At 66.3% G+C, this 25674-nt stretch carries 24 protein-coding genes; 9 read left to right on the forward strand and 15 right to left on the reverse strand.

Going from position 1 to position 25674, the window contains the following annotated elements; genetic code table 11:
- Nucleotides 1-17 precede the first annotated feature (17 nt).
- Both RM532_RS08195 and purL read left to right on the forward strand, forming a co-directional pair.
- A complete protein-coding gene (locus tag RM532_RS08195; RefSeq protein ID WP_311652771.1) occupies nucleotides 18-785 on the forward strand; it encodes an MBL fold metallo-hydrolase in 768 nt (255 codons plus the stop codon).
- Entirely contained in the window at nucleotides 761-4636 is a 3876-nt protein-coding gene (gene purL, locus RM532_RS08200; RefSeq protein ID WP_311652772.1) for a phosphoribosylformylglycinamidine synthase, read from the forward strand. Before RM532_RS08195 ends, purL begins: the two co-directional genes overlap by 25 nt.
- Before the next feature lie 28 nt (nucleotides 4637-4664).
- Here the strand turns inward: purL and RM532_RS08205 are convergent, their stop codons facing one another.
- From RM532_RS08205 to RM532_RS08275, 15 genes are all read right to left on the reverse strand, one after another.
- A complete protein-coding gene (locus tag RM532_RS08205) occupies nucleotides 4665-6734 on the reverse strand; it encodes a carboxy terminal-processing peptidase (protein WP_311652773.1) in 2070 nt (689 codons plus the stop codon).
- A gap of 198 nt (nucleotides 6735-6932) precedes the next feature.
- Nucleotides 6933-7358: a globin domain-containing protein gene (locus RM532_RS08210; protein WP_311652774.1), complete on the reverse strand. Its 426-nt coding sequence runs from the start codon at nucleotides 7356-7358 to the stop codon at nucleotides 6933-6935.
- A gap of 19 nt (nucleotides 7359-7377) precedes the next feature.
- Nucleotides 7378-7719, reverse strand: a complete 342-nt coding sequence (locus tag RM532_RS08215; RefSeq protein WP_311652775.1) for an MGMT family protein — start codon at nucleotides 7717-7719, stop codon at nucleotides 7378-7380.
- Nucleotides 7720-7726: 7 nt separating this feature from the next.
- Complete coding sequence (locus RM532_RS08220; RefSeq protein WP_311652776.1) at nucleotides 7727-8371, reverse strand: MlaC/ttg2D family ABC transporter substrate-binding protein; 645 nt, start codon at nucleotides 8369-8371, stop codon at nucleotides 7727-7729.
- 110 nt (nucleotides 8372-8481) lie between these two features.
- Complete coding sequence (lipB, locus tag RM532_RS08225; RefSeq protein WP_311652777.1) at nucleotides 8482-9135, reverse strand: lipoyl(octanoyl) transferase LipB; 654 nt, start codon at nucleotides 9133-9135, stop codon at nucleotides 8482-8484.
- 143 nt (nucleotides 9136-9278) lie between these two features.
- Nucleotides 9279-9542, reverse strand: coding sequence for a YbeD family protein (locus tag RM532_RS08230; protein ID WP_311652778.1), 264 nt, complete (start codon nucleotides 9540-9542; stop codon nucleotides 9279-9281).
- Complete coding sequence (locus RM532_RS08235; RefSeq protein WP_311652779.1) at nucleotides 9535-10380, reverse strand: D-amino acid aminotransferase; 846 nt, start codon at nucleotides 10378-10380, stop codon at nucleotides 9535-9537. Before RM532_RS08235 ends, RM532_RS08230 begins: the two co-directional genes overlap by 8 nt.
- A 12-nt stretch (nucleotides 10381-10392) precedes the next feature.
- The gene (locus tag RM532_RS08240; protein ID WP_311652781.1) at nucleotides 10393-11541 is read right to left on the reverse strand and encodes a D-alanyl-D-alanine carboxypeptidase family protein; all 1149 of its coding nucleotides are present in this window, start codon (nucleotides 11539-11541) and stop codon (nucleotides 10393-10395) included.
- 53 nt (nucleotides 11542-11594) lie between these two features.
- A complete protein-coding gene (locus RM532_RS08245; protein WP_311652782.1) occupies nucleotides 11595-12410 on the reverse strand; it encodes a septal ring lytic transglycosylase RlpA family protein in 816 nt (271 codons plus the stop codon).
- Nucleotides 12407-13417, reverse strand: coding sequence for a lytic murein transglycosylase B (gene mltB / locus RM532_RS08250; protein ID WP_311652783.1), 1011 nt, complete (start codon nucleotides 13415-13417; stop codon nucleotides 12407-12409). Before mltB ends, RM532_RS08245 begins: the two co-directional genes overlap by 4 nt.
- The gene (gene rodA / locus RM532_RS08255) at nucleotides 13414-14538 is read right to left on the reverse strand and encodes a rod shape-determining protein RodA (RefSeq protein WP_311652784.1); all 1125 of its coding nucleotides are present in this window, start codon (nucleotides 14536-14538) and stop codon (nucleotides 13414-13416) included. Before rodA ends, mltB begins: the two co-directional genes overlap by 4 nt.
- Nucleotides 14535-16412, reverse strand: coding sequence for a penicillin-binding protein 2 (mrdA, locus tag RM532_RS08260; protein ID WP_311652785.1), 1878 nt, complete (start codon nucleotides 16410-16412; stop codon nucleotides 14535-14537). Before mrdA ends, rodA begins: the two co-directional genes overlap by 4 nt.
- A 41-nt stretch (nucleotides 16413-16453) precedes the next feature.
- Entirely contained in the window at nucleotides 16454-16942 is a 489-nt protein-coding gene (gene mreD, locus RM532_RS08265; protein WP_311652786.1) for a rod shape-determining protein MreD, read from the reverse strand.
- A complete protein-coding gene (gene mreC / locus RM532_RS08270) occupies nucleotides 16939-17889 on the reverse strand; it encodes a rod shape-determining protein MreC (RefSeq protein ID WP_311652787.1) in 951 nt (316 codons plus the stop codon). Before mreC ends, mreD begins: the two co-directional genes overlap by 4 nt.
- Before the next feature lie 118 nt (nucleotides 17890-18007).
- Nucleotides 18008-19048, reverse strand: coding sequence for a rod shape-determining protein (locus tag RM532_RS08275; protein WP_311652788.1), 1041 nt, complete (start codon nucleotides 19046-19048; stop codon nucleotides 18008-18010).
- A gap of 271 nt (nucleotides 19049-19319) precedes the next feature.
- On the opposite strand from RM532_RS08275, the gene gatC reads away from it, so the two are divergent.
- The 7 genes from gatC to RM532_RS08310 all read left to right on the forward strand — a co-directional run bounded on the left by gatC (nucleotide 19320) and on the right by RM532_RS08310 (nucleotide 25667).
- On the forward strand, nucleotides 19320-19607 hold the full coding sequence (gene gatC, locus RM532_RS08280; RefSeq protein ID WP_311652789.1) for an Asp-tRNA(Asn)/Glu-tRNA(Gln) amidotransferase subunit GatC: 288 nt from the start codon (nucleotides 19320-19322) through the stop codon (nucleotides 19605-19607).
- Nucleotides 19604-21049 (forward strand): Asp-tRNA(Asn)/Glu-tRNA(Gln) amidotransferase subunit GatA, encoded by a 1446-nt coding sequence (gene gatA, locus RM532_RS08285; RefSeq protein ID WP_311652791.1) that lies wholly within the window; start codon nucleotides 19604-19606, stop codon nucleotides 21047-21049. Before gatC ends, gatA begins: the two co-directional genes overlap by 4 nt.
- A gap of 108 nt (nucleotides 21050-21157) precedes the next feature.
- A complete protein-coding gene (gatB, locus tag RM532_RS08290; protein ID WP_311652792.1) occupies nucleotides 21158-22606 on the forward strand; it encodes an Asp-tRNA(Asn)/Glu-tRNA(Gln) amidotransferase subunit GatB in 1449 nt (482 codons plus the stop codon).
- Between the two features lie 307 nt (nucleotides 22607-22913).
- Entirely contained in the window at nucleotides 22914-23873 is a 960-nt protein-coding gene (locus RM532_RS08295) for a 2-hydroxyacid dehydrogenase (protein WP_349255291.1), read from the forward strand.
- Between the two features lie 70 nt (nucleotides 23874-23943).
- The gene (locus tag RM532_RS08300) at nucleotides 23944-24420 is read left to right on the forward strand and encodes an LEA/WHy family protein (RefSeq protein ID WP_311652794.1); all 477 of its coding nucleotides are present in this window, start codon (nucleotides 23944-23946) and stop codon (nucleotides 24418-24420) included.
- Nucleotides 24421-24469: 49 nt separating this feature from the next.
- The gene (locus tag RM532_RS08305; RefSeq protein WP_311652795.1) at nucleotides 24470-25174 is read left to right on the forward strand and encodes an SIMPL domain-containing protein; all 705 of its coding nucleotides are present in this window, start codon (nucleotides 24470-24472) and stop codon (nucleotides 25172-25174) included.
- A gap of 70 nt (nucleotides 25175-25244) precedes the next feature.
- Nucleotides 25245-25667: a secondary thiamine-phosphate synthase enzyme YjbQ gene (locus RM532_RS08310; RefSeq protein WP_311652796.1), complete on the forward strand. Its 423-nt coding sequence runs from the start codon at nucleotides 25245-25247 to the stop codon at nucleotides 25665-25667.
- The last annotated feature ends 7 nt before the right edge of the window (nucleotides 25668-25674 follow it).

The following is a 25674-nucleotide window of genomic DNA, read 5'->3' on the forward strand; positions in this document are numbered from 1 at the left end:
GCCCCCGGACTGGCGTGATGCGATTCGCGTTTCTGGGCAGCGGTAGCCGGGGCAACGCGCTGGTGGTGGAATCCGGGGGGACCCGAGTTCTGGTTGACTGCGGCTTTTCCGCCGCGGACATGCAGCGACGCCTGGCCCGGCTGTCGTTGGACCCGGCCTCGCTGGATGCGATTCTGATTACGCACGAGCACGGCGATCATGTACGCGGCCTGGCCCGGTTCGCCGGCCGGCACGGCCTGCCGGTATGGATGACGCCGGGCACTCGGCAGGCCTGCGCGCCCGGCCCGGACCTGTCAGTGAACTGCTTTTCGCCGCACGAGGCCTTTGCCATCGATGGTTTGAGCGTCGCGCCGTTTCCCGTACCGCACGATGCCCGTGAACCCTGCCAGTTCCTTTTGTCTGACGGCCATCGGCGGTTGGGCGTGCTCTCCGACATTGGCCGGCCGACGCCGCATGTGCAGGCCATGATCGATGACTGTGACGCGTTGCTGCTCGAGTGCAATCACGATCCGGCCCTGCTGGCGGCTGGACCCTATCCGGCTTCGGTACGGGCGCGGGTAGCCGGGGACCTGGGGCACCTGAGCAATGGCCAGGCAGCGGGCCTGCTCGGCAGGATCGGTCGCGATCGGCTTCAGCATGTGGTGGCCACGCATATCAGCAACAACAACAACACGGCGGATCATGCCCGTCGGGCTCTGGCCGACGTGCTGGGCTGCAACCCCGACTGGGTGGCCGCCGCGGATCAGCAAGAGGGATTGTCTTGGCGCAGCATCGTCGCACTCTGATTCTGGCCGGACAGGCCGCGTTCTCGGCGTTTCACATCGAGGCGCAACGGCACCGCCTGCAGGCAGCGGGGGTACCGGTACGCCGGCTGGCGGCGCGCTACCTCTATCTGGCTGCTGTCGAAGCCGGCTGGACCGACGACGATACCGCCCGTCTGCGGACCCTGCTGCCGGCGGATGCGCCGGACTGGCCGGCGGATGCCCCGCCCGGGCCGGTCGTTGTGCCGCGGCTGGGCACGGTGTCGCCCTGGTCCAGCAAGGCGGAGGATATCGCCCGCAACTGTGGCCTGCGGCATCTGCAGCGGCTGGAACGAGGGGTGGCCTGGGACATCGATGCCGATCATCAGGATATGCCGCCCGATGTGCTCTGGCGCGAACTGCACGATCCGATGACCGAGAGCGTGCTGGCAGATGCTGCGGCGTTGCCGGGCCTGTTTGAAACGCTGCCACCCGGCGCGCTGCGGCGGGTGGATCTCGGCGGGGACCCGCTGGTCGCCCTCACCGCGGCCAACCGGGATTGGGGTCTGGCGATGTCGCCGGACGAGATCGATTATCTGGCCCGCGAGTACGCGCGGCTGGGTCGCTCGCCCACCGACGCCGAGCTGGTCATGTTCGCCCAGATCAACTCCGAGCATTGCCGCCACAAGATATTCAACGCCGAGTGGACCATCGACGGCGAGGCGATGCCGGCCAGTCTGTTCCGGATGATCCAGGCCAGTCATGCCGCCAGCCCCAAGGGGGTGCTGTCAGCCTATAAGGACAACGCCGCGGTGGTAGCCGGCGCGACGGCATTGCGTTTCTTCGCCGGCGCGGACCGCGCGTATCGGGGCGAATCCGAGCCGGTCCACCTGGTCATGAAGGTGGAAACCCACAATCACCCTACCGCCATCGCGCCAGATCCCGGGGCCGCTACCGGCTGTGGCGGCGAGATTCGCGACGAAGCGGCGACCGGCCGCGGTGCCCGCACCAAGGCCGGGCTGTGCGGATTCTCGGTGTCGAACCTGCGTCTGCCGGGGGGGGAGCAGCCCTGGGAAATCGATCACGGACGCCCGCAGCGGGTAGCTAGCGCCCTGCAGATCATGCTGGAGGCGCCGATCGGTGCGGCCCGCTACAACAATGAATTCGGGCGACCGAATCTGACCGGCTATTTCCGCACTTTTGAACAGGACGGCCCGGACGGCCTGCGCGGCTATCACAAGCCGATCATGATCGCCGGCGGCATGGGCAACATCCGCGGCGACCATGTCGAAAAGCAACCGGTGTCGGTGGATGCGCGGCTGATCGTACTGGGCGGGCCCGCCATGCGCATCGGCCTGGGCGGCGGCGCGGCCTCCTCCATGGCCAGCGGCCGGTCCTCCGAGGCGCTGGATTTCGCCTCGGTCCAGCGGGCCAATCCGGAGATGGAGCGACGCTGCCAGGAAGTCATCGATGGCTGCTGGGCGATGGGCGAGAGAAACCCGATTGCCTCCATCCACGATGTCGGCGCCGGCGGCTTGTCGAATGCGCTGCCGGAGATCATCGACGCCGACGGGCGCGGTGCCAATATCCGGCTGCGGGACATCCATAGCGCGGACGCCAGCCTGTCGCCGATGGAAATCTGGTGCAACGAGGCCCAGGAGCGCTACGTGCTGGCCGTCGAGGCCGACCGGTTGCCGGCGTTCGCGGCCCTGTGCGAGCGGGAGCGCTGTCCGATGGCGATGGTTGGCGAAGCGGTGGCCGACCCCCATCTGCAGGTCAGCGACGAGCATGCCGATGCGCCGGTAGACATGCCCATGCCGGTGCTGCTCGGCAAGACGCCGAAAATGCACCGCGAGGGGCGCCGCCCGGCGCCGGTCGGCGGCCGGCCGTTACCCGAGGGTATCGATCTGCAGGAGGCGGCCTACCGGGTACTCCGTTTGCCCACGGTGGCCGACAAGTCCTTCCTGATCACCATCGGCGATCGCAGCATCGGCGGGCAGGTGGCGCGGGAACAGATGGTCGGGCCCTGGCAGGTGCCGGTGGCCGATTGTGCGGTCACCACCACCGGCTTCACCGGGGCTGCCGGCGAGGCCATGGCAATGGGCGAGCGGGCGCCGCTGGCGGTGCTGGACGCGCCTGCCTCGGGCCGCATGGCGGTGGCCGAGGCCCTGACCAATCTTGCGGCCGCCCGCATTGATCGTCTGGCCGACGTGCGCCTGTCCGCCAACTGGATGGCCGCCTGTGGGGATGCCGAGGAGGACGCCCGCCTGTTCGATACGGTGCGCGCGGTGGGCGAGCAGCTCTGTCCGGCACTCGGCATTGCCATTCCGGTGGGCAAGGATTCGCTGTCCATGCGCACCATCTGGGAGCAGGACGGCGAATCCCGTGACATGCGGGCACCGGTGTCGCTGATCGTGTCGGCTTTCGCCCCCGTGCTCGATGCTGGCGCGACGCTGACACCGCAACTGCGGCCGTTGCCCGACAGCCGGCTGATTCTGCTGGCGCCCAATGGCGATCAGGCCCGGCTGGGCGGCGGCGCCATGGCTCAGGTCTACGGGGTCCAGGCGGGCCCGCCGCCGGATATCGATGACCCGGCAACCCTGCGCGCCCTGTTCGACACTGTGCAGTCGCTCAACGCAGCGGGACGGATTCTGGCCTATCACGACCGCAGCGACGGGGGCCTGTGGGCCACACTCTGCGAGATGGCGTTCGCCGGCCGTACCGGGCTGGAGGTGGATATTGCCCGGTTGTCGGATGAGCCTATCGCGGCGCTTTTCAACGAAGAGCCGGGCGCGATAATCCAGGTGTCGGCGGCCGATGTGGCGACGATCCTGCGGCAATGCCGCGAAGCCGGCCTCGCTGCAACCGAACTTGGTGCCGTGTCCCTGGACCGGCGCATCCGCATCCATCGGGACGGTGACCGCCTGCTGGATGAGGACCGTATCGATCTGCATCGCGCCTGGTCGGAGACCAGTTTCCGGCTCAGGGCGCTGCGCGACGATCCCGATTGTGCCCGCGAGGAATACGACGCGCTGCTGGATGCCGAGGATCCCGGCCTTCCGGCGGCGCCCGGTTTCGACCCGTCGGATGATCCGGCTGCCCCGTATCTGCATCTCACCCGGCCGCGGGTCGCGATACTGCGGGAGCAGGGCGTGAACGGCCATCTGGAGATGGCCTGGGCTTTCCATGCCGCCGGTTTCGAGGCTGTCGATGTGCACATGAGCGAACTGCTGGCCGGCAGTGCGTCATTGCATGACTTCCAGGGGTTGGCGGCCTGCGGCGGTTTTTCCTACGGCGACGTGCTCGGCGCCGGGCGGGGTTGGGCCGGCACCATCCTCAATCACCCGCGGCTGCGCGAGGACTTCGCGACCTTCTTCGCTGACGAGGGGCATTTCGCCCTCGGCGTGTGCAACGGCTGTCAGATGCTGTCCCACCTCGCGGAGCTGATTCCGGGGGCCGACGACTGGCCGCGCTTCGTGGAGAACCGTTCGGCCCAGTTCGAGGCCCGTACCGTGGCGGTCGAGGTTCTGCCGTCGCGGGCCGTGCTGCTGGCCGACATGGCCGGGGCCCGGGTGCCGATCGCCGTGGCCCACGGCGAAGGGCGGGTGATCCATGTCGACGAGGCGGCTTCAGGGCGGCTGGCCGAGGCCGGGCAGGTCAGCCTGCGGTATGTGGACAATGCCGGTGGACCGGCGCAGCGTTACCCGGCCAACCCCAACGGCTCGCCCGGCGGGGCCACCGGCTTCTGCAACGCGGACGGCCGCGTACTGATCCTGATGCCGCACCCCGAACGGGTGACCCGCGCGGTGACCAATGCCTGGCGTCCGGATGCCTGGGCCGGCGAGCGCGCGCCCTGGGCGCGGCTATTCTCCAACGCCCGGCGGTTTGTCGGCTAACGCGATAATTTCCTGATCATGGCCGGACTTAGATAGCCCGGCCCCCGGCCCTTGCCTCGAGCAGATTCACGGTATCCAGCAGAATGCGGGCGGCCTCCTGCTGATAGGCGTCCGGTTCTTCCTCTTCCTCGCTCTCGCCGGTGGGATTCTCCGGGGTAGCGACGTCATCCTCGCTGTCCTGGAAGGCCTGGTAGTCCTCAAAGGGCTCCTCGCCGTTGGCGCGGCGCTTGTCGTTGACCAGGGCCAGGCTGCGTTCCCGGAACTCGGCCTGCTGTTCACGCCGTTCCTCGAGCTGCAGTGAGAGCGTCTTGCGTTCGCTGCGTCCCCGCAGCAGGTCGATGCGCTTGACCTGATACTGGAAGTCCGTGTCGTCGGCGACCCGTTTTTCGTGTCGCTCGCGCAGCGTGGGCAGGATCTGCTTCAGGGTATCCAGCTGCGGATGCGCCACCGAGTCGATCTTGTCCCAGGGCAGAGCGTTCGGCAGGGCCGATTCGCCGATCTCCTCGATGTTGAACGGCGAGGGAAAGCTGATGTCCGGCTCCACCCCGCGCGCCTGGGTGCTGGCGCCGGTCACACGGTAGAACTTGGCCTGGGTAAGCTTGACCCGCCCCTTGGACAGCGGCATCAGTGCCTGCACCGTGCCCTTGCCGAAGGTGCGCTGGCCGAGAATGACGCCGCGGCCGTAATCCTGAATGGCGCCGGCGAAGATTTCCGAGGCGGAGGCGCTCAGCCGGTTGACCATCACCGCCAGCGGGCCGGGATAGACCGGATCCCCGTTGGCACCCAGCACCTGGGTGTTGCCACTGGCGTCGCGGATCTGCACCGAGGGTGATGCGGGCATGAACAGGCCGACCAGCTTGGTGACTTCGCGCAGCGCGCCGCCGCCGTTGCCGCGCAGGTCCAGAACCACGCCGTCGACGTCGTTCTCGCGTAATTCCTTCAGTAGCGCCTCGACATCGTCGGCGGTGCCCTTGTAGAACGAGGGCAGGGTGATCAGCCCGATACGGCGGGTTTCGCCATTGTCCTTCAGCGGAACGATGCGGCTGCTTGCCGCCTGATCCTTCAGCTCGATCTCGTCGCGCACCAGCGAAATGGTGCGGGTCTGGGAATTATCCTTGGGCAGTATCTGCAGCCTTACGGTGCTGCCCTTCTCGCCGCGGATCAGCTGGACCGTGCGATCCAGGCGCATGCCCACGACGTCGACCAGGTCGCCCTCCTTGCCCTGGCCGACGGCGATGATCCGGTCGGTAGGGCTGAGCTTGCCGCTCTTGGCCGCCGGACCGCCGGGGATCAGCCGCACCAGTTCGGTGTAGCCGTTGCGGTCGCGCAGCTGGGCACCGATGCCCTGCAGCGACAGATTCATGCCGATGTCGAATTCTTCCGACCGGCTGGGCGAGAAGTAGTCGGTGTGGGGGTCGTAGCGGTGGGTGTAGGCCCCCATGTAGGCCGAAATCACGTCGATTGGCTCGGCCGCCAGCAGTTGCTCGCGCTCGCTTTCATAGCGGCGGGTCATGCGGTCCTGGATGTCGTCCGGTTCTACATCGTTGAGATGCAGGTTGATGACCTGGTTTTCGAGGTTGTGGCGCCAAAGCTTGCGGCGGGCCTCATCATCCGCCGGCCACGGGGCCTCCTCGCGTTCGATCATCACGCTTTCCGCGTCCGTCAGATCGAGATTCTCCACGCCCTCGTCGAGCAGGCTCAGGATCCACTGGTTCACCTCCAGCCGGCGTTGCTGGTAGGTATTGAAGATATCGAAGGCCGCGCCGAGTTCGCCGTCGCGCAGGTCATCATCCAGCCGGTCGCCGAATTCCTGCTTGAAGCGTTCGATGTCACTGGCCAGGAACACGCTGTGGGTGCCGTCCAGATCCTCGATGTAGTCGAGGAGCATGTCGCGGGAGAAATCGTCGTCCAGCGCTACCGGATTGTAGTGTTCGTCCTGCAGCCGCTGGACCACCTGTTTGTCGATCTGCACCTGGGCGTCGCCGGGCTGTAGCGGCTGGAACTCGCCGGTGGTGTTCGCCTCCGGGGCGACGCTGCCGGCCTGGCAGGCCTGCAACAGCAATATTGCGGACGCGAACGTAACGACGAATCTGGACATGTCACACCTTTGATTGGAACCACCCGGACGCATACGTGCGTGGCGCCTGAAACTACGCGCCCGAGGAAAATCGTTGTCTGTTACGACAACCGATTGTGCCTTTTTTTCCCGGCGCGGAGTAAATCGGATAGCCAGGAGGTTTGCCTGGGCCGGCAGGTGCGGGGCTGCCGTGACCTGATCCGGTCGCTACTGGCGGCGTTAGTCGGTCTGCTCGGGGATCTCGCGTGCGCCGGCAAGCATTTCGGTGGTAATGGTGCTGAGCGCTTCGCGCCAGGCGAATTCGGTGGCGCGGTCGAAGTCAGACCCCATATGGGTGGCCAGGCTCCAGAGCAGCGCTTCGCATACCACGGGGTAGTACTCGGTGCGGGCGCCGTAATCCCGATGTCGGCGGCCCAGTTCCCGCAATGATGGCCGGATCTGCTCCAGCCGTGACAGGCGGGATACGGCGATATTGAGCGTGATCAAGAGCTTGCGCTTCTGCCGGCCGAGGTCCGCGGGGAAGAGATCCCGCAGGGCCGGCGCCTGCTCGAACAGGTGACCGTAGAAGTCACGGATGATTTGTTCACGGACCGGCGCGGCACGATACCAGCTATGGCGGATGAGTTCGTGCTGCGCGGGCGTCATGCGGGATAGTGTGTGGCCATCATCCTCCGGTATCGGCCTGCCCGGCAACCTCTGAAGGCGGCTCCCAGCGGTATCGGGGCAGGTCGATGCGTCCGCCGATCATGGCGATGCCTTCCTCGCTGAGGCGGCGATGCTGGGCCAGGCCGGCGGTGGAATCGGCGGGCAGGGAAATGCGGCCGCGAGCGTTGACGATCCGGTGCCAGGGGACATCGGCCGGGCAGTTGTGCAGGGCGTAACCGACCAGGCGGGCCTGCCCCGGCAGGCCTGCAAGTTTCGCAATCTGGCCGTAGGTGGCGACGCGCCCGGCCGGCACCCGGCGGACGACCGCGAGCAGTCGCTGTCGGGTGTCGCCGGCCGCCACCGCGGGGTTACTGTGCGGGGTCGCTCACGCCGCTGCCGTAGCGACTTTCCATCTTCTCAATCAGGGCATCCAGGCCGCCGGCCCGGATCTGCGCGTTGAACTGACCGCGATAGTTGGTCACGAATGAAAGGTTGCCGATGCTGCCGTCATAGATCTTCCACTCGCAGTCGACCAGGTGCATGTCCATGTCCACCGGAATGCGGTCCCCTTCCTCGGTGATGACCACTGCCTGGAAGGTGATATCGGTAGCGTCTTCGGGTGCGTCCACCGGCTGGAATTCGATCTTCTCGTCGTCGAAGCCGTACAGCGCGTTGCCGTAGGTCTGGATGATCATCTGCTTGAATGCCTTGGCGAACCGGTCTATCTGTTCCGGGGATGCGTCATCCGCATGTTTGCCGAGCACCAGTTCGGACATCCGCTGCAGGTCGACCAGCGGCACCAGTTCGCGCTCGATCATCGCGTAGAGCGCCTCCGGATTCTTCTTGAACTCCTCGCGCCGTTCGGTGAGTTCGGATAGCAAGGTATTCACCGTCTGCTCGCCCAGTTCGGCGGGCGGGGTCGGCTCGCAGGCTTTTTCCTGGGCCATCAGCGGCATGCTGACGAAAGCCAGGGTTGATACCAGCGCGGCCAGTGATCGGATGAAAATTCGCATGTAATCTCTCCTTGCCCGAATTGCGTGAATGCAGCTTATGGCCGAGATGCTGAACCATACCTGAATACGGCGGATCGGCCCGGGGTCCGCGGCGCTGGCCGGCCCCTGATTTAGCCCATCGCGGGTGCCGGCGCAAGCCTGGGCTCGGGCAGCGGGGGTCGCGGCAGGCCGAGCCGCCGGCAGATCGCGGGCGCCAGATCGGCGGCAACCTGGTCCATGGCGATCGGGCCCGCCAGGTCGACGATCCGGGCCATGGCCAGCCCCTGGTAACCGCAGGGGTTGATGCGCGTGAATGGCTCCAGGTCCAGGTCCACGTTCAGCGCCAGCCCGTGATAGCAGCGGCCGCGGCGCACGCGCAGGCCAAGGGAGGCGATCTTGGCATCGCCGGCCGCCGGCACGTAGACCCCGGGGGCATCCCGCCGGGCCCGGGCCATGATGCCGTAGCCATCCAGAGTCTCGATCACGGCCAGTTCCAGTCCCTCGACCAGCGACCGAATGCCCATGCCCAGCCGGCGGACATCCGCCAGCACATAACCCATCAGCTGGCCGGGGCCATGATAGGTGACCTGGCCGCCGCGGTCGCTGGGCGCGATCGGAATATCGCCGGGGGCCAGCACATGTTCCGGGCGGCCGTTGGTGCCTTGGGTAAATACCGGTTCATGTGCCAGGAACCAGAACTCATCCGGCGTATCCGCACCGGCCGCATCGGTGAATGCCTGCATGTCACGCCAGACCGGTTCGTAGGCCAGCGGCGCGTCGAGCATGGTCCTGATGCGCGGTGTGGGCGCCGAGGATTGCCGGAATGGGGTTGCTGCGAATGACATGGACAGAGTTTAACGCAGGCCTCGATCCGCTCGCTCTTCGCCTCGAAACAGGAAACCTGAAACAACGCGGCTTAAGCCGCGTTCTACAACGCCATCAACACCGCCTCACAGGCGGTGAGGTCCTCGTAGATCGCGTCCAGCTGCGCGCGATCACGGGCGAGCACGTCCACCGTGATTGCCAGGTAGTTGCCCTTGCGGCTGGCGTTGGGCGTCAGATCGTCATGACTGAGTTCCGGCACGTGCGGCTTGAGCAGATCGAATATCTGTTGCTCGAAATGGCCATCGTGCGCGCCGAAGACCTTGATCGGAAACCGGCAGGGGAATTCCAGCAGGGAGTCGTCAGTCATGGGTGTCAGCCTGCAGCAGCGCCCGCATTCTTGTCCACAGTGGCCCGGGCCGGCCCGGGCCCACCGGGGTTCCGTCCAGCCGGGTCACGGGGAAGATTTCGCGCGTGGAACTGGTCAGCCAGATTTCGTCGGCCGCATGCAGCTCGGCCACCGGGATCGGTCGTTCGGCGACCGTCACAGCCGCCCGTCGCGCCAGCGCAAGCACCCGGGCGCGGGTAATGCCCGGCAGAATCGCGGCCTCGAGTGGCGGCGTGATCAGCGTGCTGCCGGAGACCGCAAAGACGTTGCTGGAGGCCCCCTCGGTGACCCGGCCATCTCGCACCAGGATGGCTTCGTTGGCGTCGTTGGCCTGGGCATCGCCGGCGAGCAGCACGTTGGCGAGCAGGGCGGTGGACTTGATGTCGCAGTGGGCCCAGCGAGTGTCGTCGCGCACTACCGCCGCCACGCCCTGCTCGAGAAGGGATGCCGCGACCGGCGGGCGCGTCTGGCAGAATCCCACGACAGTGGCCGGACCGGTGGCGCTGGCCGGCCGGTGGTCCCGCCGCGGCGGCGCCCCTCGGGTGATCTGCAGATAGACGGCCATGTCGCCGTTGCCATTGCGTGCGATCAGATCGGTGACCAGTGCCGTCCAGCCATCCGGCCCCAGCGGGTCGGTCAGCCCGATGCCGCGCAGGCTGCTGCCCAGCCGCTGGATGTGATCGGCCAGGGCATAGGCCCGACCATCGTAGACCGGGATCACCTCGTACACCGCGTCGCCGAACAGAAAGCCGCGGTCGAGGACCGGGACCTGCGCTTCCTGCAGTGGCAGGAACCGGCCGTTGAGGTACGCCGTGTCCATCGTCGCAGCTGACTACTCGAACAGCAGCCAGAACTCGTCGATCAGGCTCTGGAACAGGCCGCCGGTGCCCACGTCGGTGCCGGCGTAGAGCGGTCGCTGGTGCAGCGGTTCGCCGTTGAAGGTGATGTTGAGCGTCCCCAGTTCCCGCCCCTTTTCCACCGGCGCTACCAGATTGCGGGTGACCTCGGCGGTGGTAGCCAGCTTGTCACGACCGCCACGCGGCGCAGTGACGTAGACGGGTCCGCCGGCGTCCACCGGCAGCAGATCGCGGTCCCCCTTCCATACCCGGATTTCCGTGATCGGCTTGTCAGCGTCGAACAGCTTGTAGGTCTGGTAGAAGCGGAAACCGTAGTTCAGCAGGGCTGCACTGGCCGACTTGCGGGCGTTGTTGCTGCTGGTGCCGGTAACCACCGATATCAGCCGCATGCCCTCGCGCTCGGCCGACGCGGCCAGGCAGTAGCCGGCGGATTCGGTGTGGCCGGTCTTGACCCCGTCCACCGAGGGATCGGTCCACAGGAGGGAGTTGCGGTTGTACTGCTTGATGTCGTTCCAGGTGAACTCCTTCTGCTGGTAGAAGCGTTCATACAGGTCCGGGAAGTCCCGAATCATGGCTCCGGTCAGGGTGGCGATGTCCCGGGCGCTCATGTAGTGGTTCTTCGCCGGCCAGCCGGTGACGTTCACGAAGTGGCTGTTGGTCAGCCCGAGATCGCTGGCGTACTGGTTCATGTAACCGGCGAAGCTTTCTTCCGACCCGGCCACGTGTTCGGCCAGTGCCAGGGTGGCGTCGTTGCCGGAAATTATGATCATGCCCCTTAGCAGATCCACCACGGGAATCTGCTTGCCTACCTCGATGAACATCTTGGAACCACCCATGCGCCAAGCCTGTTCGCTGATGGTGACCTGGTCATCCAGTGCCAGATTGCCGCTCTTGATCTCGTCGAAGAGGATGTAGGTGGTCATCAGCTTGGTGATGCTGGCCGGCTCCACCGGCTCATCCGGATTGGCGCTGGCCAGTAGCTGGCCGCTGTCATGGTCGAGCAGCACATAGGCCTTGGCCGGCACGCTCGGCGGTTGCGGCAGCGACAGTGCCTGGGCGGGTGCCCCCAGCAGTCCGAGCAGCAGGGTGGTAGCAATGGAGAAGGTGCGGCAGCGGTGGATCATGACGGGATCGGTCTCTTTAGGTTGCGGCGATGTTCGGATCCGGTGGCGCAAGGCTAGTCGCGCAGCGTGTTGGACTGGATACCCTGCTCGGCCAGACGCTGGCGGGCGTCGTCCAGGCCCTCGGCATCGGGATAGGGGCCGATCCGGACACGATAGAGTGGCGGGTCGCTGGCGGTCGGCGATACGAATACCCGATCCAGGCCCATCTCCTCCAGGCGCTTGGCAAGGCCGCGGGCATTGCGGGCGTTGGAGAACGCGCCTGTCTGCAGGTACAGCGCCGGATTCGCGGGGTTGTCCGAGCGTGCGGTGCCGGTGGTGATGGTTTCCACCTTGACCGGGGCCGTGCCGTTATCGAGAAAGCCCAGCTGGGCGGCGGCGGCATAGGACAGATCGATGATGCGGTCGCCGTGAAACGGCCCCCGGTCATTGATGCGAACGACGATTTCCTTACCGTTGTCCAGGTTCGTCACCCGCGCATAGCTGGGTAGCGGCAACTCCTTGTGAGCCGCGGTCAGCTCATACATGTCATAGGGTTCGCCGCTGGAGGTGCTGCGGCCGTGGAACTTGCGGCCATACCAGGACGCGGTGCCGGTCTGACGATAACCCTCGGCCGACGTCAGAACGCGGTAACGCTGTCCCATGACGTCGTAGCTGTCGGGATTGCCGAGACGGCTGAGCGGTTCCGACCTTGGCTCGGGTTGCGGTACCTGGGTGACATCCACGGGCGGCTCGTGCTCCGGCGGGCCGTCGGTGGTGATCGGTGCTTCATCGGACGCGCTGTCCGGCGCACCATCGCCGGTGGGTGTGCTGGCACAACCGGCCAGCCACAAGGCGCCCAATGTCAACACAAGAGAACGCGTCGCAGTCATGCCGAAGGTGCCTGTCGGGAACGGGCGGCGGCGATGGCGTCGGCCAGCTGGCAAACGGCCATCGCGTAAAGCCGGCTGTGGTTGTAGGTGGTGATCACGAAGAAGTTGTTCAGCCCTATCCAGAATTCGGGACCATGATTGCCCGCCAGCTCTACCAGCCCGACCGCGGTGTCGTCGGCGGGTGGATCCTCGGCAACCCGGACGCCGGCGGCGGTCAGATCCCGGTACTCATAGCGGGTCTTGCGCTTGCTGCGGGTCAGACCGGACAGGTCACCGCCCTCGGTGCGCCCGGGCAGGGCGACCCGCCCGTCTCGCTGCCAGCCGTGCTCGGCCAGATAGTTGGCCACGCTGGCGATGATGTCGGCCGGGCTGTTCCAGAGATCGCGCCGCCCGTCGCCGTCACCGTCCACCGCGTAGTGGCGGTAGCTGCTGGGGATAAACTGGGGCATGCCCATGGCGCCGGCGTAGGAGCCCAGCGCGGTGTCGATGTCGATTTTCTCTTCGCGGGCCAGCACCAGGAACTGGCCGAGTTCGCGGCGGAAAAAGTCGGCGCGGGGCGGATAATCGAAACCGAGCGTGGCCAGGGCATCCAGCACCCGGTCGCGGCCGATGAAGCCGCCGTAACGGGTTTCCACGCCGATGATGGCTGCGATGATCGGGCCCGGCACTCCGTATTCCTGCTCCACCTGCGACACGATCCCGGCATGCTCGCGCAGAAAGGCGGCGCCGGCGTCGATGCGCGGCTGGTCGAGGAATATTTTGCGGTACTCGTGCCAGCGCAGAACCCGTTCCGCGGGCTTGCGCATGGTCTCGATGATATGCGGGCGGGATTCTGCCTCGGCCAGCCGGGATCGTACCCAGGCCGGGTCCAGCCCGTGTTCGCGTTCGAGGTCGCTCACCAAGGCCCCGGCGCGCGGATGGTCGCGATAGTCGGCCCATGCCGGCCAGATCGCGATGGTCAGGATGAGTACGGCCAGCAGGCCGGGCGCGCGCAAAGCCAGAGTCATGAACTGAGCAGTTTCCGATGAGTGTTGATGGACATGAGTATGCCGAATCCCATCAGCAGCACCACCATCGAGGTGCCGCCGAAACTCAGCATTGGCAGGGGTACCCCCACCACCGGCAGCAGGCCGATTACCATGCCCATGTTGACGAACACGTAAATGAAGAACGTCAGGCTGATACTGCCCGCCATCAGGCGCTGGAACGTATCCTGGCTGCGTAATGCAATGCGCAGGCCCCGTGCCACCACAAAGCCGTAGAGCGCCAGCAGGGCAATCACGCCGAGCAGGCCCGCTTCCTCCGCGAATACCGCGAAGATGAAATCCGTATCCGACTCCGGCAGGAAGTTCAGATGCGACTGGCTGCCGTTGAGCCAGCCCTTGCCGAATAGACCGCCGGAACCGATAGCAATCTTGCTCTGGGTAATATGATAACCCGCGCCAGCCGGGTCGCGCGCCGGATTCAGGAAGGTGAGTACCCGTTCCTGCTGATACTCGTGCATGTTGAACCAGACCAGTGGCGCGGCGGCGGCGGCCATCAGCAGCAGCAGCGCCAGAACACGCCAACGCAGACCCGCCAGGAAAACCACGAAGCCGCCGGCCATCACGATCAGCAGCGCGGTGCCCAGATCCGGTTGGATGGCCACCAGCCCGACGGGCAGCGCGACGATTGCCGCCGAGGCGATCACTCCTTCCCAGCCGGTGGGCAGGGCCCGCTCGTGCAGGAATGCGGCGGCGGCCAGCGGCACCGCGATTTTCATGATTTCGGAGGGCTGGAAGCGGATCACGCCCAGATCCAGCCAGCGCTGCGCGCCCATTGCGGCATCGCCGGTTACCAGTACCAGCAATAGCAGAATCAGCCCGAGCAGGTAGATCCAGGGCGCCACGGTGCGGTACCAGTCGGGCGGAATCTGGGCGACCACGATCATCGCAGCGAAACCGATCCCCAGCCGGATGCTCTGGGAAACGACGATCGACATCTGTTCGCCGGAAGCGCTGTAGAGCACGAACAGCCCCAGCCCCCCGCAGGCCATCAGTGCCAGCAGCAGTTGCAGGTCCAGCCGCCAGCGGACCAGCCAGTCGGCCAGGGACAGGGGTTGTTCGTGTTCCTCGCTCGTGGTGGTCATCGGGCGTTATCGCTTTGTACCAGCCTGGGGCCTTCAAGCGCCGCGTCGATTACTCGCCGGGCGATTGGGCCGGCGGTGCTGCTGCCGCCGCCACCATGCTCGGCCACCACCGCCACCGCGATCTCGGGATCGTCGGCCGGGGCGTAGGCGACGAACAGGGCGTGGTCGCGGAAGCGATGCTCGATCTCATCGTATTCCGGCGCTTCCTCGTCCTGCGCCAGCGCGGCGACCTGGGCGGTACCGGATTTGCCCGCCATACGGTAGTTCAGGCCCTGATCGACATACACGTTGGCGGTGCCCCGTCGCGCGTGAACCACCGATTCCATGGCCTGGGCAACCACCGACCAGTCACTCTCGTCGGCCAGCCGGATCGGTTCCGCCGCCGGCGGCTGGTAGGGTTCGCGACTGGCGTTGCTGTCGCGCTGGCTGGCCATCAGTACATGGGGTTGCTTCGCGTTGCCCCGGGTCGCCAGTTCGGCGGTCATATGAGCCAGCTGTAGCGGCGTGGCGCTCATGAAGCCCTGACCGATTACGGTGTTGAGCGTTTCACCCGGAAACCAGGGCTGTTGACGGGTACCGTTCTTCCACTCGCGCGACGGCATCAGGCCGGCGTTTTCCCGCGGCAGGTCGACGCCGGTCCTGTGACCCAGTCCGAACAGGGTGGCGTAGCGGTGCATGGCGTCGATGCCCAGGTCCATGCCCAGCTTGTAGAAGTACACGTCGCTGGACCGGAAAATGGCCTCCTGCATGTTCAGCCAGCCGTGGCCTTCGCGCTTCCAGTCCCGCCAGCGACGGTCGCTGCCCGGCAGCTGAATATAGCCCGGGCACCACACCCGCCGGGTCGGGTCGATGCTGTTGCGGTCGAGCGCGGCCAGTGCCATGACCGGTTTCACCGTCGAACCCGGCGGGTATTGCCCCTGCAGGCTGCGATTGAACAGTGGCCGGAACGGGTGATCGAGCAACTGCTGATAGTTCTTGCGGCTGATGCCATCCACGAACAGCCCGGGCTCGAAGCTCGGTTTGCTGACCATGGCGAGCACGCCGCCGGTCTTCGGGTCCAGCGCTACAACCGATCCTGCGTGGTTGCCCAGGGCCTGGTAGGCCACCCGCTGGATATGGGCGTCCACCGTCAGATAGAGGCTTTCGCCCGGCTGTGGCGGGGTGAAGGAAAGTTCCCGCAGGGCGCGGCCCATGGCATTGGTTTCCAGCAGCCGGGAACCCGGCCGCCCGTGCAGCTTGTCCTCGTGGCTGGCCTCCACTCCGGTTCGGCCGATGTGGGTGCTGCCGCGGTAGCGCTTGTCGTCGATGATCAGCTGGTCCGCCTCGGTGATGCCGCCGACGTAGCCGATCAGATGCGCGGCCACCTCGCCCATCGGGTAGTGGCGGGTCAGGCCGGCGCGGATCTCCAGTCCCGGGAAATCGCGACGGTTGACCTCGAAACGAGCGACCTCGCGCTGGCTCAGATTCAGACGGATGGGAATACCCCGGAACCGCGGTTGCTTGCGCATGCGCTCGAAGAAGCGCTGGCGGTCGCGATCGCTGATGGTGACCACTTCGGCCAGCCGATCCAGGGTGGCATCGATGTCGGCTACTTGCTCGGGGATGATCTCCAGCCGATAGGCCGGGAGGTTGTCGGCCAGCACGATGCCGTTACGGTCGTAGATCAGGCCGCGAACCGGCGGCACCACCTGCACCCGGGTACGATTGTCGTCCGAGCGCAGGGTGTAGTAGCCGTGCTCGACCACCTGTAGGTAGGCCAGCCGCGTGATCAGGCCGCCGACCATCAGCGCCATGATCACGCCGGCGACGACCGTGCGCCAGAGGAACAGCTGGCGCTCCGCGCCGTGGTCCTTGATTGGGGTATCCGACGACATGGATCAGTGCCCGGCCCGGGTTGCCGGTGGTCGACAGGTCATCAGCTATCGACCTCAACCAGCGCGAAGCGTTCCAGGATCAACGACCACAACGGCCATACCACGGCCGTGCTAAGCACCGGCAGCCAGCGCCACCAGAGGTCCACCTGCCGCCCGTTGATGCCATCGATCCAGAACAGGGTGAAGGCATAGGCGATCAGGGCCGGTAGCAGCGCCACCCCCTGCTGGATCAGGGGCAGGGTCCAGAGCAGGTCGCGCATTTTGAACACGATGAAGGCGGCCAGCGCCAGCGCCAGGGCATGCTGACCCAGCGGGGTGGTGTAGCCGGCGTCGAGCAGCAGTCCGGCGAACCAGGCGGCGAGCACGCCCACCCGGTGGGGCTGATGCAGGACCCAGAACAGTATGGTGGCCGGAAACAGGGCCGGCCGCGCGATCGCGGCCCAGGGCGGCAGGGGCAGAAACGTCAGCGCCAGTGCCACTACCAGGCTGCCCAGCATGAGCAGCAGACTGGATCGCAGGGTGGCGGTCATTGTTCTTCGGGGGTGGCGTCGACGTCATCCGTGGCGGCGGCGTCTGGAGCCGATACTTTGCCATCGGCCTCGCCGTCGGCGGCTGTAGCGTCGTCAGCGTTGGCGTCATCCTGGTTGCGCCAGACCAGCAGCACTTCCCGGCCCCGGTTGAGCTTGGCGATGGGGTCCGCGGCGATGGTGAGGAACTCGTTGCCGGCCTCGTGGCTGATACGTCGTACCCGGGCCACCGGGTAGCCCGGGGGATAGCGCCCTCCCAGGCCCGAGCTGACCAGGAGGTCCCCTTCCTGTACGTCGGCATTGCTGGGCAGGAAGGGAAGCAGCAGCGTATCCGACTGTCCAGTGCCCTGGGCGATGGTCTGCAGGCCGGTACGGTTGAACTCCACCGGGATGCCGTGATTGGCGTCGGTGATCATGATGGCCGTGGCCCCCATGGGATTGGCTTCCGTGACCTGACCCATGATGCCGTTGGCGTCCACCAGCGCCTGCCCCTCGAACACGCCGTCCAGCGTGCCCTTGTTGAGCTTGACGTGGTGCCGGTAAGGGTCCGGGCTCAGCGACATGATCTCGGCGATCAGAACTTCCTCTCGCAGCGACTGGGATGACGCCAGTAGCCCGCGGATGCGTTCGTTCTCGGCCTGCAGCGAAGCCAGTTTCTGCAGTCGTCGCTCCATCAGCAGCACGCGACGCTCCAGCGATTCGTTGCGGGCCGCCAGCTGCCCACGATCCAGGTAGGCCGAAACAGTGTCGGCCAGGTCGTAGGGCATCTCGGCCAGGGATTGCACCGGCTGGATCACTGTGGCCAGACCGGCGCGCACCGGCGACAGATCGTCACGGCTGTGATCGACAATCATCAGCACCACCGAAACCACCAGCACCAGAATGATTCGGGCACTGGGCGGCGGCCCGCGCAGGAACAGCCGGTTGTCGTCTTCGTCCAGGCCGCGCACCGGGTTCAGGCTACCTGTCGGGGGCGGAGCGAGACATACCGCATGGATAGCGCCCGGCGGCGGCGCTCAGGGTCAGGGCCGATCACGTTGCAGACCTGACGCAGGAACACCTCGACAATCACTCCAGTGCGAACATCTGTCCGGTCTTGCGGTCGATCATTTCCAGCAGAATGCCGCCGCCACGGGCCACGCAGGTGAGAGGGTCGTCGGCGATGATTACCGGCAGGCCGGTTTCCTCGCTGATCAGCTTGTCGATGTCGGTGAGCAGGGCGCCGCCGCCAGTGAGCACGATGCCGCGCTCGGCCACGTCCGAACCGAGTTCCGGCGGGGTGGCCTCCAGCGCGGTCTTGACCGCCCCGACGATGCCCGACAGCGGCTCCTGCAGCGCGTCCAGCACTTCGTTGGAATTCAGCGTGAACGAGCGTGGCACGCCGGCGGACAGATGCCGGCCCACCACCTCGATTTCCTTGACCTCGTGGCCGGGGAAGGCGGTGCCGATCTGGTGCTTGATCGATTCGGCGGTGGCCTCGCCGATCAGCATGTTGTACTGCCGGCGCACGTAATTGACGATGGCCTCGTCGAAGCGGTCGCCGCCCATGCGCACGGACTCGGCGTAGACGATGCCGTTGAGGGAGATCACCGCGACCTCCGAGGTGCCACCGCCGATGTCCAGCACCATGGAGCCGCGCGCTTCGCCCACCGGGATACCGGCCCCGATGGCCGCGGCCACCGGCTCTTCCACCAGATACACCTTGCGCGCTCCGGCGTTGGAGGCCGATTCGCGGATGGCGCGTCGTTCCACCTGGGTGGAACCGTAGGGCACGCACACCAGCACCCGGGTGATCGGCCGCAGCAGCCGCTTCTTGTGGACCTTGCGGATGAAGTGCTGGAGCATCTTCTCCGTGACGGTGAAGTCGGCGATCACCCCATCCTTGAGCGGCCGGATGGTGGTGATATGGCTGGGTGTGCGCCCCAGCATGCGCTTGGCGTCGTGGCCGACGGCCTCGATGCGCTTGCCGCCGCGGGCGTCCTGACGGACCGCCACCACTGAGGGCTCGTTGAGGACGATGCCCTGATCGCGGGCGTAGACAAGCGTGTTGGCGGTGCCCAGGTCGATCGACAGATCGTTGACGAATAGGCCCCGGAAGTTATCGAACATATTATTGGGAGTCCCTGTTGCCCGAGGGGAGCGCGGCGGCGATCCAATTCAAAAACCGCGGCCCGGTGACGCTGACCGATGGCGCGGTGAGATTGCCGGCTATGCTAGCCGAGCCTTGAATCACGGGCAAGCAAGGCGAAAGCGGGGCTTTCCGGAATCCGGGCTGTTGCCATGCCGCGATTAAGCCGCGACGGTGAATATGCTAATTTGTCGCGCCGCGAGACCGCCGAGCGCCGGCAGTCCGAGCCTCCCAACAACCCTCGGAAGCGTCGTGAGTCTGAAACCTGAACAAGTGCGCAAGGTTGCCTTTCTGGCCCGCCTGCGGCTCGATGAGGACCGGGTGCCCGAGTATGCCAGTGAACTCTCCGGCATTCTCGGCCTGGTCGACCAGCTCGAGCAGGCCGACACGGATGGTGTCGAGCCCATGGCCCACCCGCTGGACCTGACCGCCCGCCTGCGGCCGGACACGGTTACCGAAGCCGACCAGCGCGATGCGTTCCAGGCCATTGCCCCGGCCACCGAGGCCGGCCTTTACCTGGTCCCGCGGGTGATCGAATGAGCCGTTTGCGCGAACTGGCCGGGCAGCTGGCGGCCCGCAAGGTGTCGGCCGTGGAACTGACCCGCGAGGCCCTGGCCCGCATCGAACAACACGACGCCGAGCTCAACGCCCTGATTACCGTCTGCGCCGATCGGGCCCTGGCGCAGGCCGCGGCCGCCGACCAGGCGCTGGCGGCCGGCGCCAGCCCGCTTGCCGGTATTCCTTTGATCCACAAGGATATTTTCTGCACGAACGGCGTGCGTACCAGCTGTGGTTCGCGCATGCTCGACAACTTCGTGCCGCCGTATGACGCCACCGCGGTCGAGCATCTGGACGCCGCCGGCATGATCACCCTGGGCAAGGCCAACATGGACGAGTTCGCCATGGGGTCGTCCAACGAAACCAGCTTCTACGGCCCGGTCCGCAACCCCTGGAACACGGACTGCGTGCCCGGCGGCTCCTCGGGCGGCTCGGCCGCCGCGGTAGCCGCGGGCCTTGCCCCGGCCGCCACCGGCACCGACACCGGCGGTTCCATCCGCCAGCCGGCGGCGCTGTGCGGCATCACCGGCTTCAAACCCACCTACGGCCGCGTATCACGCTGGGGCATGATCGCGTTCGCCTCCAGCCTGGATCAGGCCGGCTGCTTCGCGCGGTCCGCCGAGGATTGCGCCCTGCTGCTGCAGGCCATGGCCGGCTTCGACGAGCGCGATTCCACTGCGGTCGATCAGCCGGTGCCGGACTACGCCGGCGCTCTGACCGGTGACATCGCCGGTCTGAAGATCGGTGTGCCTTCCGAATATTTCGCCGAAGGTCTGGATGTCGGCACCCGCGCTGCGGTGGAGGCGGGCATCAAGGAACTGGAGGCCCAAGGTGCGGCGATTGTGGAGATCAGCCTGCCGCACACCGACCAGGCCGTGCCGACCTACTACGTGGTGGCGCCGGCCGAGGCCTCGTCCAACCTGTCGCGTTTCGACGGCGTGCGCTATGGCTATCGCTGTGACAACCCGAGCGACCTGGAAGACCTCTATCTGCGCTCTCGTGGCGAAGGCTTCGGCCGTGAGGTTCAGCGCCGGATCATGGTCGGCACCTACGCGCTGTCGGCCGGCTACTACGATGCCTACTACCTGAAGGCCCAGAAGGTCCGCCGCCTGATCGCCGATGACTTCCGCCGCGCCTTCGAGCAGGTGGATGTCATTGCCAGCCCCACCACCCAGGGCCCGGCCTTCCGCCTGGGCGAGAAGCTGGATGACCCGGTCACGATGTATCTGAACGACATCTACACCATCCCCGCCAATCTGGCCGGTCTGCCGGGCATTTCCGTGCCCTGCGGCTTGGTGAATGATCTGCCCGTGGGCATGCAGCTGTTGGCGCCCTGGTTCGAGGAAGGCCGCCTGCTCAACGCCGCCCACGCCTACCAGCAGGCCACCGACTGGCACACGCGCCGGCCGGCGGGGTACGAATGAAGGAAATGCGAACCGTAAAGTACGCAAGGGCCGCAAAGCGAGGTCGTGAAATGAAGAGGATTTCCCTTTGCGCTTTTTGCGCCCTTTGCGGTTAGACAGGGCCTGATTATGAATTGGGAAGCCGTCATCGGGCTGGAGATTCACATCCAGCTCAGCACGCAGAGCAAGATATTCTCCGGCGCCTCCACCGCCTATGGTGCCGAGCCCAACCGCCAGGCCTGCGCCATCGATCTGGGCATGCCCGGTGTGCTGCCGGTGATCAACAAGGAGGTCATCCGGCGGGCGGTGATGTTCGGGCTGGCCATCAATGCCGATATCGCCCCACGCTCGGTATTTGCTCGCAAGCACTACTTCTACCCGGACCTGCCCAAGGGCTACCAGATCAGCCAGTACGAGCTGCCGATCGTGGCCAACGGCCGCCTGGAGATTGTCGCGGAGGCGGGTGGCGAGCCACGCACGATCGGCATTACCCGTGCCCATCTGGAGGAGGACGCCGGCAAGTCCCTGCACGAGGGCTTCGAGAGCATGACCGGCATCGACCTCAATCGCGCCGGTACCCCGCTGGTCGAGTGCGTGTCCGAACCCGACCTTCGAACGCCGGCCGAGGCCGCAGCCTATGCCCGCAAGATGCACTCGCTGGTGCGTTACCTCGATATCTGCGACGGCAACATGCAGGAAGGCTCCTTCCGGGTGGACGCCAACGTCTCGGTTCGGCCGCAGGGGTCCGAGGAATTCGGCACCCGCACCGAAACCAAGAACGTCAACTCCTTTCGCAATCTGGAAAAGGCGATTGCCTTCGAGATTGAGCGACAGATCGAAGTCCTGGAGGATGGCGGCAATATCGTGCAGGAAACCCGTCTGTTCGATGCTGACCGCGGCGAAACCCGATCCATGCGCAGCAAGGAAGAGGCTCACGACTACCGCTACTTTCCGGACCCGGACCTGCTGCCGGTTGAAATCGACGAAGCCTTCGTCGAATCCGCCCGGGCGCGTCTGCCCGAGCTGCCCGACGCCAAGGCCGAGCGCTTTGCCGCCGACTACGGCCTGTCGACGGCCGATGCCAACCAGCTCACCGCCACCCGCGAACAGGCCGACTACTTCGAGGCTGTGGTCGCCGCGGCCGACGGCGCCGGCGGCAAGCAGGCCGCCAATTGGGTGCTCACCGAACTCGCGGGTGCTCTCAACCGGGACGGCCTGGAACTAACCGATTCCCCCCTGGGCGCCGAGGCCCTGGGCGGTCTGATCGCCCGTATCCACGACAACACCATCTCCGGCAAGATCGCCAAGGACGTGTTCGAGTCGCTCTGGAAGGGCGAGGGGCGTACGGCGGACGAGATTATCGAGGCCCGGGGCCTCAAGCAGATCACCGATACCGGCGCGATCGAGGCGTTCGTGGACGAGGTGATTGCCAACAACCCGGATCAGGTCGAGCAGTACAAAGCCGGCAAGACCAAGGTCGTCGGCTTCCTGGTCGGGCAGGTGATGAAAGCCTCCCAGGGCAAGGCCAATCCCAAGGAAGTCAACAAGTTCATGACGGCCAAACTGGACGCGTCCTGAAAAGCGTCCGTTGCGGTAGCGCGATGAAGCGCCAGCCGGTCGCCACCTGCACTGCCGTGGCTACCATGCCGCTGAACTCGTCGGGCAGGTCGCGGCTGATCGTCTGATCCCGCGCAGATCGGGCGAAGGGCAGGATCTGCCGGCGTGGGGCGTGGCCCCGCACGCTCTGATCAGCGACGGTCACGTCGCCTGGTTACCGCGAGGTGCGTCAACGCTGCGGCACTCTCGCCCGCGCCGCAGATTCCTTGTTGCCGCCGGGCAGTAGAATGGGTGTGGTCAACTCACGCCATCCGGTTCCGGTTTGTCCATCAATCCTCGTGCCGTCATGCTCGACCGGCTGCCGCTGGACCGGGGCGATCTGGACTTTGCTCCGATCCGCGCCGAAGTCGATACGCTGGTCTGCCACGACGCAACCGCGCCGACCGCGGTCGCGGGCCGCCTGGCCGGCTTCGATGTGGCGCTGGTCAACAAGGTCCCGCTGGACCGCGAGGCTCTGGCAGCGGCCGACCGGCTCAAGCTGGTGGCAGTGATGGCCACTGGCACCAACAACGTCGATCTCGACGCCTGCCGGGAGCTGGGCATCGTGGTCTGCAATTGTCGCGGCTACGCCACGCCCGCGGTGGTGCAGCACGTCACGGCGCTGCTGACCGCGCTGGCGACCCGCTGGCAGGATTACGATGCCGCGATCCGGCGTGGCGACTGGCAGCGGGCCGGCACGTTCTGCCTGCTGGATTATCCGATTGCTGAACTGGCCGGGCGGCGGCTGGGCATTGTCGGCCACGGTGAACTGGGACGCGGCGTGGCCCGGGTGGCCGAGGCCCTGGACATGGAGGTGCTGGTGGCCGAGCGGCCGGGCGCCGGCGATATCCGGCCCGGGCGGTTGTCGTTCGAAGCGGTGCTGGCACAGGCGGATGCGCTGACCCTGCACTGTCCGCTGACCGAGACCACGCGCCATCTGTTCGATGCCGACGCGCTGGCGCGGATGCCTGGCCATGCGCTGCTGATCAATACCGCCCGCGGCGGACTGGTGGATGAGGCGGCGCTGGCGGAGGCGCTGCGGGCCGGCGGGATCGGCGGGGCCGGGATCGACGTGTTCAGTACCGAGCCGCCGCCCGCGGATCATCCGCTGCTGGCCGACGACATTCCCAATCTGATCCTCACGCCGCACAGCGCCTGGGGCACTCTCGAGGCCCGTCGCCGGCTGGTTTCGCAGCTTGCGGAGAATCTGCGGACATTCCGGGTCGGGGCGCCCATCCGGCGGGTCTGAGCCACCGCGCGGGCCGGATGCGTTAGGCTCCACAGCAATAGTTCCGACAGGCGGATTTCGCATGACAAGCATGAAACGATCGTCCCGGTGGGCCCGGGGACTTGCCTGGATGTCGCTGGTGGCTCTGGTAAGCGGCTGCGCCGCGCTGCGGACCTATCAGGCCGAAGCACCTGGCGTGCGAGTGGCCAATATAGCGCTGGCAAAATTCTCGTTCACCGAACAGGTGCTTGATGTGACGCTGGACGTGTCCAACCCGAATGGCTATGCGCTGGCCATCGACGGCATCGACTACGAATTGCTGGTGCAGGGCGAGGCACTGGCCGACGGCGCCACCAGCGAGGGCTTTACGCTGCCCGCCAACGGATCCAGCCAGGTGCAGATCAGCGTGGCGGGAGACCTGCTCGATGGCATGTCCCGCTATCGCGAATGGCAGAAACAGGGCGGGGGTGCGGTGGATTACGTGCTGGCTGGTGCCCTGCGGGTGGCCGGGGTGCCGGTGAGTCTGCCGTTTTCCTATGCCGATTCGGTGTCGCTGAGCCCGCCGTGACACGGCGGTTGGGATAAGATCGAGCCTTAATCACGCTGAGGATGAGGTCATGACACAGGGACGAGTAGCAGCCGGCATTCTGGGTGCATTCGTGGCGGTTGGTCTGGCCGCGGCCGGCTGGTTCGTGGCCGATGCGGCCCGCGCCCTGCGCGCCGGGGACCGGGTGGTGGAGGTCAAGGGTCTGGCCGAACGGGAAGTGGCGGCCGACCTCGCGCTCTGGTCGCTGGCCTACACCACCACCGCCGACGATCTGGAAGGCCTGCATCGCGCGCTCGACCAGGACGCCGAAGCCATCGCCACGTTCCTGACCGAGCGGGGGTTCACCTCCGGGGAAATCACCCGCGGGCCGCCCAACATCACCGACCGCGACGCCTTCTCCAGTAACAACGCGGACCAGCGCTACCAGGCCCAGGCCGTGGCCCTGGTGCGCACCGACAAGGTGGACGCGGTCAAGGCCGCGCAGCAGGAAACCAATGCACTAGTCGCGGCCGGGGTGACGCTCAACCGCAACTACGAGTATCCCACCGAGTATCTGTTTACCCGGCTCAACGAGATCAAGCCGGACATGATTGCCGAAGCCACGAAAAGCGCCCGCGAAGCCGCCGAACAGTTCGCCGAGGATTCGGGCAGCGAAGTGGGCGGCATCCGCCGCGCGCGCCAGGGTTATTTCTCGATCGAGGACCGTGACCGGCTGTCGCCACAGGTCAAGCGTGTGCGTGTGGTGACTACGGTCGAGTATTTCCTGACCGACTGATCCGCTTGCATCGACGGCCGGGGCTGCCTACCGTCGGCCGCGAATTTCGACCGCACGGGGTGACACGCCCATGCCGCAGCAACTGCTTTCCTTCGCGACCGCCGGTCGCGGCACCATCGACATCACCCGCGAGGTGGCCGCAGTGCTGGCCGATACCGGGATGGTCACCGGCCTCTGCCATGTCTTCTGCCGCCATACCAGCGCGTCGCTGATGATCTGTGAGAATGCAGACCCCGATGTCCGGGCCGATCTGGAACGCTGGCTGGCCGACGCCGTGCCCGATGGTGATCCGCGCTACGTGCACGATAGCGAGGGCCCGGATGACATGCCGGCCCATATCCGCAGCATTCTCACCGGCATGTCGCTGATGCTGCTGGTAACCGACGGTGGCCTCAATCTCGGCACCTGGCAGGGGGTATATCTCTATGAACATCGGGCCGGGCGCCACGAACGCCAGATCGTGGTTACCGTGATGCGCGATCAGGCGGAATAACGCCGAC

Source organism: Spectribacter hydrogenoxidans (assembly GCF_031846275.1).
GTDB classification, from domain to species: Bacteria; Pseudomonadota; Gammaproteobacteria; order Nevskiales; family Salinisphaeraceae; genus Spectribacter; species Spectribacter hydrogenoxidans.

Bases quoted from the DNA above. Each gene is read 5' to 3' on its own strand.
- RM532_RS08195 (WP_311652771.1), top strand. From the start codon at position 18: ATGCGATTCGCGTTTCTGGGCAGCGGTAGCCGGGGCAACGCGCTGGTG.
- RM532_RS08205 (WP_311652773.1), bottom strand. From the start codon at position 6,734: ATGTCCAGATTCGTCGTTACGTTCGCGTCCGCAATATTGCTGTTGCAG.
- RM532_RS08210 (WP_311652774.1), bottom strand. From the start codon at position 7,358: ATGACGCCCGCGCAGCACGAACTCATCCGCCATAGCTGGTATCGTGCC.
- RM532_RS08220 (WP_311652776.1), bottom strand. From the start codon at position 8,371: ATGCGAATTTTCATCCGATCACTGGCCGCGCTGGTATCAACCCTGGCT.
- lipB (WP_311652777.1), bottom strand. From the start codon at position 9,135: ATGCTCGACGCGCCGCTGGCCTACGAACCGGTCTGGCGTGACATGCAG.
- RM532_RS08230 (WP_311652778.1), bottom strand. From the start codon at position 9,542: ATGACTGACGACTCCCTGCTGGAATTCCCCTGCCGGTTTCCGATCAAG.
- RM532_RS08235 (WP_311652779.1), bottom strand. From the start codon at position 10,380: ATGGACACGGCGTACCTCAACGGCCGGTTCCTGCCACTGCAGGAAGCG.
- RM532_RS08240 (WP_311652781.1), bottom strand. From the start codon at position 11,541: ATGATCCACCGCTGCCGCACCTTCTCCATTGCTACCACCCTGCTGCTC.
- RM532_RS08245 (WP_311652782.1), bottom strand. From the start codon at position 12,410: ATGACTGCGACGCGTTCTCTTGTGTTGACATTGGGCGCCTTGTGGCTG.
- mltB (WP_311652783.1), bottom strand. From the start codon at position 13,417: ATGACTCTGGCTTTGCGCGCGCCCGGCCTGCTGGCCGTACTCATCCTG.
- rodA (WP_311652784.1), bottom strand. From the start codon at position 14,538: ATGACCACCACGAGCGAGGAACACGAACAACCCCTGTCCCTGGCCGAC.
- mrdA (WP_311652785.1), bottom strand. From the start codon at position 16,412: ATGTCGTCGGATACCCCAATCAAGGACCACGGCGCGGAGCGCCAGCTG.
- mreD (WP_311652786.1), bottom strand. From the start codon at position 16,942: ATGACCGCCACCCTGCGATCCAGTCTGCTGCTCATGCTGGGCAGCCTG.
- RM532_RS08275 (WP_311652788.1), bottom strand. From the start codon at position 19,048: ATGTTCGATAACTTCCGGGGCCTATTCGTCAACGATCTGTCGATCGAC.
- gatA (WP_311652791.1), top strand. From the start codon at position 19,604: ATGAGCCGTTTGCGCGAACTGGCCGGGCAGCTGGCGGCCCGCAAGGTG.
- gatB (WP_311652792.1), top strand. From the start codon at position 21,158: ATGAATTGGGAAGCCGTCATCGGGCTGGAGATTCACATCCAGCTCAGC.
- RM532_RS08300 (WP_311652794.1), top strand. From the start codon at position 23,944: ATGAAACGATCGTCCCGGTGGGCCCGGGGACTTGCCTGGATGTCGCTG.
- RM532_RS08305 (WP_311652795.1), top strand. From the start codon at position 24,470: ATGACACAGGGACGAGTAGCAGCCGGCATTCTGGGTGCATTCGTGGCG.
- RM532_RS08310 (WP_311652796.1), top strand. From the start codon at position 25,245: ATGCCGCAGCAACTGCTTTCCTTCGCGACCGCCGGTCGCGGCACCATC.